The sequence below is a fragment of the Amycolatopsis vastitatis genome (genome assembly GCF_002234595.1).
In the GTDB taxonomy this organism is placed as follows: Bacteria; Actinomycetota; Actinomycetes; order Mycobacteriales; family Pseudonocardiaceae; genus Amycolatopsis; species Amycolatopsis vastitatis.
The window spans coordinates 1-1258 of sequence record NZ_NMUL01000050.1 but is presented as its reverse complement, the minus strand read 5'-3'; the positions used below and the strand labels follow the sequence as shown (position 1 = coordinate 1258).

The 1258-nt window shown below is 68.4% G+C and carries 2 protein-coding genes; both read left to right on the top strand.

Going from position 1 to position 1258, the window contains the following annotated elements; all coding sequences use genetic code 11:
• The first annotated feature begins 740 nt into the window (after positions 1 to 740).
• On the top strand, positions 741 to 1076 hold the full coding sequence (locus CF165_RS39800; RefSeq protein ID WP_240521996.1) for an STAS domain-containing protein: 336 nt from the start codon (positions 741 to 743) through the stop codon (positions 1074 to 1076).
• On the top strand, positions 1073 to 1258 hold a 186-nt coding region (locus tag CF165_RS39795; RefSeq protein WP_205661103.1), incomplete at its 3' end, for an MEDS domain-containing protein. The genes CF165_RS39800 and CF165_RS39795, both read left to right, overlap by 4 nt.

Here is a 1258-nt window from a genome sequence, read left to right as displayed (position 1 = left end):
TTGCTGCGTACTGCTGTCGCGGTCATCACCGGCCGGAACCCTTCCACTGATCGGCCCCAGCACGCGTAACACCGCGGGCCACTGCCCGGAACCCCTTACCTTGATCGGTCCCGGCCACCTGGCTGGCACTGCCTACTGCGATCTATCCACACTGCTGATACTGCGGACTAACTGACTACTGCCTTGCTCCGCGGGCACACGAACTCGCCCACGTCCTGCACTGCCTCACCGGGGCCGCTACCGCTGACTTCATCTTCACAACCCGGCCCCGGGTACTGCTCCGGTCACCAGTCGAGACCTGTTCACTGATTGGCCCCGTCCTGCCTGACCCTTGTCTCACTTCGCGGGTAGTTACGTCCTCTCCCGCGCCTGCTTGACGTTGTCTCTCTCGGTACGAGCAGAACTCTACACACACCCACCGCCGAATGTCTAACCCGGCCACCATAGATTTACTACGCGACCCGAACGGGGTACCCCACCTCGCAGAGTTCGCAGGTCAACGTTCGAATCCCCCCGGAGCCGACGCACTCACGCGGCCGAACTGCCGGGCCAGCACGCCCAGCTCGACCCACCGACAAGCCGCACCAGCTCCCCGCCACCCTGGCCAGCCGGATCTACAGCCGCCTCGGCGCTTGACCGCAGGCAGCTCCCTCGTCCCCCGCCACGTGGGGCCGGCGGGTCGCCGCCGGCCTGTCGCGCCATAGCCGGACCGCCGTCACCGCTGCGGGTAGGCTGCGTGGGTGAGCGACTCGCACATCAGCCGGTTGCAGGTGGTCCCCCTTCCCGGTGGGCGAGGCTTGCGGGTGGTCGGCGCGGTCGACCTCAGCACGCGGGAGATCTGGGGCAACGCCCTGGAATCGGCGACCGCGAACGGCTCGCCCGTCCGGCTGGACCTGTCCGAACTGTCGTTCATCGACACCCGCGGCACATCCATGCTGGTCGCCGCCGCCCAAAGCCGGCCCGGCGCGGCACCTCTCACGATCACTCGTCCGCCGACGGTCCTGCGCAGGGTGCTGACGGTGCTGTGCCCGGACGAGCCGGTGAAGATCGTGATCGAAGAACAGGAAGCGTCATGAGCACGCCCGTCGATACTCCGGCCGAGCCGTTCGTCCACCCCGCCCTGTTCTACCGGGGTGCCGACGAGTACCTCGCCGGCACCGTCCCGTTCATCCGGTCCGGACTCGCCGCGGGAGAGCCGGTCGCCGTGGCCGTCCCCGGCCCCAACCTGGCGCTGCTGCGTGCCGAACTGGGCGCCGAC